A 7,047-nucleotide genomic window follows, 5' to 3' on the forward strand; every position below is an offset into this window, starting at 1 on the left:
CCGCAGAATCAAACGACACAACCAATGTTGCCGCACGAACCGTCACTGTTGCCGTAACGGTAGGCGACACCCCTTGGGCGAATTGGCCGTTCACCGTACCTTGCACGGTGAATGTTCCGCCTTGCTTCATGGAATACAACGACTTGTCGTAAGCCTGCCATGATACCGCAGCCGTGCCCGTCGTCCCGTCGGAGAACGCCACGCCGACAGTCGCCGGCAATGACGGCGCCTTCCCCGAATCGGTGGCCACTGACGGATTATCAACCTTTGTGATGACTTTCTGGCCTGTAACCGTCACTTTGACGGATACCGTTCCTGAATAGGGAAACTCCTTCTCGCCATTTTCCTTGAAGGTATACGAATATGTTCCGGCTCTTACCGTCGAGGGCCATGTCACCACGCCGTTCTTTGAATCGAGCGTGGCGCCCGTTGGTGTCGAGCTGGTAATCGGCATGTATTTGCCATTGAGGTCCTTGACCGCGGGAATGCTCAATTTCGCATCGGATTTCACGTTCCTGGCCGGCAGTTCGATCTTCTGGTCATTGGCAGTGCCTCGATGCATTAACGTGCCGTCGCTCGCCGAATAGGCTGAACCCGCCAAGGGCGTCAAATCCATGATGCTGTTGTTGTCGAAGCACACTTCCCTGAGTTCTTTCAGCCCTGAGAGTGGTGAGAGGTCGGTGACATGATTCCCGGGGATATCAAGGAGCCATAGGCGCGACAACCCTTTGAGATCACTGATGTCAGTGATTGCGTTATCTTCCACGTACAGCTCCGTGAGGCTCGACAACCCTGCTATCGGGGACAGGCTCGTGATATTATTGCCGCACAGAAAAATCTCTCTAAGGCTCGAAAGATTCGACAATGGCGAAATATCCTTGATGGGATTGGCGTTCAGCTCAAGCATGTCCAGATGTTTCAAGCCGCCGAGTGTGGAGATGTCGGATATCTTGTTGTTGCCGAGAAACAGTTGTTTGAGCTTGGAGCCCATGCCCGACAATGGCGTCACATCCGTAATCTGGTTCTTGGTCAAGTACAGTTGCCATAGGTTCGTCATGTTACGAAGCGGCGTGATATCGGTGATGTGATTTTTCACCAGATTAAGCTGTTCCAGTTTTGTCAGATTCTGCAACGGCGTGATATCCGAAATGCCGTTATCCAACAGTTCCAGATCCTTGAGATTGGTCAAACCCGCAAGCGGCGTGATATCCAAGGCGTGCCCATTGGACGGGATGCTGAATGCCACGAACTTCTCTAGCTTCGTCAGATGGGCGACCGGGGCAATCGAGGTAACCGGATCTTCATATATTTCCAAATCGGTAAGGTTCTTCAGGCCTGCGACGGCTGAGAGATCGCTTACCTTGGTTTTGCTGATCGACAGCATTTCAAGCTTGGTCAGTCCCGCAAGCGGCGTGATATCGGTGATATCGGTTTCATACGAATACAGCCTGGTCAGATTCTTGAAAACCTGTATGCCCTGCAGGCTCGTCACTCTCTGCTTGTAGGAGGAATATTCACCGGTATCATCAGAATAATGCCACCAGGCAGGGCTAAGTTCCGTTGTCTTGTCAACGAAATCCTGGGTCAGTACATCAGTCACTTTTGCCGACCGGTATTGTGAGGCCGCGACCGCTCTCGCAAAATTGATATCCGGAAAACATTGAGCGAATGTGCTGACGCCGATTGTGCAACTACCGGCCGATTGGCCCGCAGCCTGCGCCACAGCGGGACACAGCAAACATGCCATGGACAACACGGCGGCAACCAATATGCTTCTTCTCTTCCGGGACTTTCCCATATCCTTTCCTCCCCACGGCCGCATCCCCACAGACACGATACCGTCGATACAAAAATATACCCGGCATCTCCCAGAGATTTACCATGCTTGCCCCAGCCGGCATGCCGCCCCAGCACCTCGAAAAAGTCTGGGTTTGGCTACGGGGGGGTATGTTGTGGTTGTGGGAGGGTGTTGGTTGTCCTCCCGCCTTATTGGAGAGATGTGTTTTTGAGGAGGGTGCCATGGGTGTTGCTCGTGGTCGTTGTTGGGCTGCCGGTGTGGTGGCTGGTGTGGTGGCTTGTGTGTTGGCGGTGGCCCCGTCGGCGTCGGCTGACGTGCCGTCCGTGCCGGCGTCGGGTGGTGTGTCGCAGTGTGTGCCGGACAGGTCGACGATAGCGCAGTGTTTCCCGGACCAGGCATTGGCGCAGGGTATCGCCAAGAAGTTGAAGGGTGATGCGGGCAAGACGGGTGAGGTGCTCACATCCAAGGACGCGCAGCGTGTCTCTGTTCTTAATTTGAGCGATTCCCAGGTGGCGAGTGTACAGGGCTTGCAGGTGTTCACGAACCTCGTCGGGTTGTATCTGTCTGGCACGAAGGTGTCGGATACGTCACCGTTGGCGGGGCTGACGAAACTCAGTAGGCTGGATCTGTCTGGCACGAAGGTGTCTGATGTGTCGCCGTTGGCGGGGCTGACGAAACTCAGTAGGCTGTATCTGTCTGGTACGAAGGTGTCTGATGTGTCGCCGTTGGCTAAGCTGACGGACCTTGATGACCTGGATTTGTCGAATACGAAGGTGTCTGATGTGTCTCCGTTGGTGAAACTGGTGAACCTCGGGTCCCTGAATTTGGATAAGACTCAGGTGTCTGATGTGTCTCCGTTGGCGAAACTGGCGAACCTCGAGAGCCTGTATCTGTCGGGTACGCAGGTGTCCAACGTGTCTCCGTTGGCGGGGCTGACGAACCTCGGGTTCCTGGATCTGTCTGGCACGAAGGTGTCTGATGTGTCTCCGTTGGCGAAGCTGAATCTTTCGCTTCTTGATTTGTCGGGTACGGGTGTGTTGGATCTGGGCATGTTGCATGGATTGTCCCTGTATGGTGACAATACATATACGAGTACATATACGGGTATAACGTCGTTTGCCGGTGTGCGTCCGAGCGCGAAGCTGACGGTGAATGGGGATGGTTCGGTGAGTATGCCGGCTCCGCGTTGGCTGGACGGCACGGTGGTGGCGCCCTCGTCCACATCGCCTGCGGGCGGCACGCTGGATGCGAAGCGCGGCGTGGTCACATGGAAGAAGTACGACGCAGGCGCTTCGTATTCGTATGATTTCAAGAAGTCCTTCACCCTCAAGACGGATGGCAGTGCCGTGGAGTTCAGCGGGCGTGTGGCGCGGTGGCGGATGGTGTTCCGTGATGTGACGAAGGATACGCCGCATGCGGAGGATATCGGCTGGCTGGCTGATGCGGGTGTGTCGACGGGTTGGTTGGAGCCGGATGGTTCGTATTCGTTCCGTGGGATGGATTCGGTGAAGCGTCAGGATATGGCGGCGTTCCTTCGTCGTGAGGCGATGCGGCTGGGTGTGGGTGACGCCTCCTCGTGGAAGCCGTCGGACGCGGATTGGAGGCGGTTCCGTGATGTGTCGCGGGATACGCCGCATGCGGAGGATGTCCTGTGGCTGGCGCATGCGGGTGTGTCGACGGGGTATCCTGATGGCACGTTCGGCGGGATGCTGCCGGTGTACCGTCAGGACATGGCCGCGTTCCTCCACCGGCTCGACAACCTCAAGAAGTAGCCGGCCGGCGTCAAGCCTGTCTGCAAAGGCCTCGCGGAAGCTGCCCAATATGCTTCCGCGAGGCCTTCTCATTCGTAATATCCGACCCGCGGGGTCTTAGCCCGCCGCCTCGGCAAGTAAGACAGACTCAGGAAGCAACCCGGTCAGGAGCCGGATAGATGCCGTCCACGCTCCGCCTGATGTCATCCCGGTATTGCTGAACGATTCCCGGGTCGGTGAACCCGCCACCGGCCGCGGGAATCCCGGCGTTCATGGCGATCCGGGTCCAATGCGATCCCATGCGGAGCACCGCCTCATGCTTCACGTCGTAATAGTCCGGGCTGACGGAGATATACGAGCCGGCACAGCCTGCAGCGGCTGCCAGGATATGCGGATGGTATCGTGTCGAAATCCATCGCTGCCCTGCCCTCGCGGGGAATCCCCGCTCGAGCAGTTCGACCGTGGGGAAGAACCGCAATCCTGTATACCCGTGGTTTTGCAGATACTGGAATATCGGTGCATCAATGCGCGGATTGCATTCCACGATCCCGATACCGTCGTCTTTCCCCACTCCCCAGTGTTCGATGGCCTGCTCGACGCGCGCGTACAAAGCCGGCTGGTCATCAACGAAATCAGACTGGATGCACAGCATGGTGTCAGGCAATCCCTCATCCTGCATATAGCATCCTTCAAGCCCGTTGACGAAACAGTCGTCGGGCGCCAAACCGGTGACCGCCGCCGCGTTTTCATCAGCCCGCAACGCGTTGAAAGTCGCGGTGTCACGAACCGTAAACGACTGGAATGCAGCCACGCACCGCTGCGCGTACCGCAAGGATTCACCACTGATCGGCATGAGCCCGATACCGGTCCCCACGGCGGGTATTCCCTGCTCGCGCGCCCACGGGCCGATAGACAGCCTCGACAGGTTCGACGTCCAGTCGCCGCGCATATACCCGCCACCGATCATGTGCACCGCCTGCACGCCGCGATGCAGCAACCGGATGCCGCAGGCATAGTTCGGAGCCACGCCATCATCGTGCAGCGCCGCAGACACGAACCCGGAGATATCATCAATCGGACCATCATAGGGGAACGGATTCTCCGTAGCCAGCCTGCGCAAGGTGTCGGTGAACGTCGCGTGCGGATGCTTGTCGCGCAGAATGACGGCTGCCGGGCCGGGCCGGGCGCAATCCAGCACCACGGGCACATCCGGATATCGGGCGGCCAGGAATTTCAGCCATTCCCCGGCAATAAGCTCGTCACCAAAGTTCGGGTATCCCGGTTCCCCTACAAGGTAGAACGCCTTCGGAGGCTCCGCCGGCGGCATGGCATCATCGGGTTTCCCGGTTTCGGCGCTGCCGGTCTTCCGCCGCAACGCCTCCCACAGCGCGTGTCTCATTGTCTTGCCTCCCGCAGGTATTCATGCCAGAACTCGAACGATGTCATACTCGCCCGGCTCTTCCGATACGCCTCGCGTACCGCGGTATCGTCCAACAGTGTGCACGCAAGCCCGTCGAACCTGGCGATCAGCTGTTCGCCACGCTCATCGTCGCGCACCCTCATCACGCCACGCTGCCCTGTCGTATCCACCGCAAGCGCCTTGCCGGCGTACCGCACCACACGCCATGGACGGCACCATCCGTCGATCGGGATAATCGCCATGTCTGTGTACACAGGCTTGCGCGGAGGCTCCACAGGCTGCGGTTGCGGAACAGATACAGGCTGTTCCACGTGGCGCAGGATATGGTAGACCTTTCGCAACCCACGGTAGACGACACCGTGATGCGGTTCAGGCGCCGGCTCGGGTTCCGGTTGCGGGGCCGGCGGCTCGAGCTCGGGGCGGATTACCACGTTCTCGTCGTTCGCCTCAAGCTCCTGGGTGAAGATATCCACCGAATCAGGGGCACCGGGGATTTCGCTGAGGGGCATGACCTTCTCGGCTTTCGCCGCCGCCTGCTTGAAGAGTCGCTCCCCCACGGGATGACGGTAGAAATCCGGGCCCCTGAGATAATCCTCGATCGCGTCACACACCAGTTCCATCGACGGATAGTCGAATCTGCGCCCATGCTTGATGACAGCGTCGCGCATCAAATCGACCATGGCCTGCATACTGTACCCGGCATCAGGCGTGAATGCCTGCTGAATAAGCATGTTTCTCGTGGACAGGTACACTTCGACGGCCGGATTCCAGCGCAAATCGAACGCGTCATGCCATACGCACACGCCATTGAGCGTAATGAATTTGAGCGGCTCCTTCTCCTGGATGCGTGTCGCGTATTCGACATCATCCCGGCGGTAGAACAGCGGGATCGGCAGGCCATAATCCCTGACCCGCTGCACCGGGAAGCAGGAATACCACCAGGCCGAGTACAGGCCTTTCGTGTCGGACGACGGGATCAGCTCCTCATTGAAACAGATATCGTATTCACGGTCCATGATCAGCCGCGGCTTGAACGGCTGCAGATTACGCTCGGGCTGGATCCTGCCGATGTCCTCCTGCTGCATCTCGAAATTCGCGGTGGACAGCATCGCCCCGGCGACTGTGGCGTTCGCATACTCGTCATCAGCATATTGGAGCAGCCGCACCGTACGTTTGAATGATTCAGGGCACACGGTCACATCATCGTCCATCAGCAGAACGTGCGTGGCCCACCCGGACTCCGCGGCGTGGAGCATGCCCGCGGCGAACCCGCCCGCGCCTCCGACATTCCCGTTGGGGATCAGGGTGATAGACTCTTCGCCCGCGGCCAGATCAGAGGGGAGGGTGCGGCCGTTGTCGACGACGGTCAGCCGGAAATGCTGCCCCCATTGCGGGTCTTCCAGCAGTTCACGGCGAATCATTGCGATATTGCCCGTCACCTGCTGTTCTTTGTGATACGTGGTTGTGATGATTTCAATACGCACATCCCGCGCAGGCTGAAGATCCGCGCAATACCGCACGTTCCTGATAGTCGCCGGTTCGGCTCCGGCGACAACCGTGAACGCCACAAGCTGTGCATCAATGCCCTCTGGATATGCAATCACATACCGGTACCATCCGTCCGCGGTCCGCTCCGTCGGCTGGTCGATTTCCCTGATCGCCCGCTTTTCAAGCCTGCGGTACACCATCTTCGTAAGGGTGATGCTCACCGGCGCGCTGGTCTCCAACACCAATGTCGGGGTCAGGTTCTTGACACCGGTGTAGCGGCGCCATTTCTTGACAGAGAACGAGCCGAAATACGTCATGAAATCAGCGAAGCTGTGCGCGCCAAGAGTCAGATCAGCCGGACCCACTCCCGCATAGGACGGCGATTTCACGTACAACGGGAGAATAGCGCATGAGGACAGCGACGGTTTCCATATCGGGCGGCTCAAATCAACAAGCATGGGCAATACCTTTCAACGACCTGCAACCAGTATCATATCGGCCCGAGACGGCAGACGGCGGGCGGGACACGGTCAATCGCATCCCGCCCGCCGCCGACACCAGCCCGGCTACTTACTTCTTGAGCCCGTCGA

The 7,047-nt window shown here is 58.4% G+C and carries 4 protein-coding genes; 1 reads left to right on the forward strand and 3 read right to left on the reverse strand.

Translation table 11 applies throughout. The features are described from left to right. Positions 1–1,798, reverse strand: a 1,798-nt coding sequence (locus tag WD012_RS08140) for a leucine-rich repeat domain-containing protein (protein WP_339563250.1), incomplete at its 3' end; no start/stop codon positions are given. A 353-nt stretch (positions 1,799–2,151) separates the two neighbouring features. On the opposite strand from WD012_RS08140, the gene WD012_RS08145 reads away from it, so the two are divergent. Continuing rightward, positions 2,152–3,570 carry a leucine-rich repeat domain-containing protein gene (locus WD012_RS08145; protein ID WP_339563251.1) on the forward strand — a complete coding sequence of 473 codons (1,419 nt, stop codon included), beginning with the start codon at positions 2,152–2,154 and terminating at the stop codon, positions 3,568–3,570. A gap of 127 nt (positions 3,571–3,697) precedes the next feature. Here WD012_RS08145 and WD012_RS08150 read toward each other — a convergent pair whose 3' ends face one another. Together WD012_RS08150 and WD012_RS08155 are read right to left on the reverse strand one after the other, a co-directional pair. Then, positions 3,698–4,948, reverse strand: coding sequence for a polysaccharide pyruvyl transferase family protein (locus WD012_RS08150; protein WP_339563252.1), 1,251 nt, complete (start codon positions 4,946–4,948; stop codon positions 3,698–3,700). After that, positions 4,945–6,915, reverse strand: coding sequence for a glycosyltransferase (locus WD012_RS08155; protein WP_339563253.1), 1,971 nt, complete (start codon positions 6,913–6,915; stop codon positions 4,945–4,947). The genes WD012_RS08150 and WD012_RS08155 overlap by 4 nt, the downstream gene beginning before the upstream one ends. Positions 6,916–7,047 lie beyond the last annotated feature (132 nt).

Source organism: Bifidobacterium thermophilum (assembly GCF_037482445.1).
GTDB classification, from domain to species: Bacteria; Actinomycetota; Actinomycetes; order Actinomycetales; family Bifidobacteriaceae; genus Bifidobacterium; species Bifidobacterium thermophilum_B.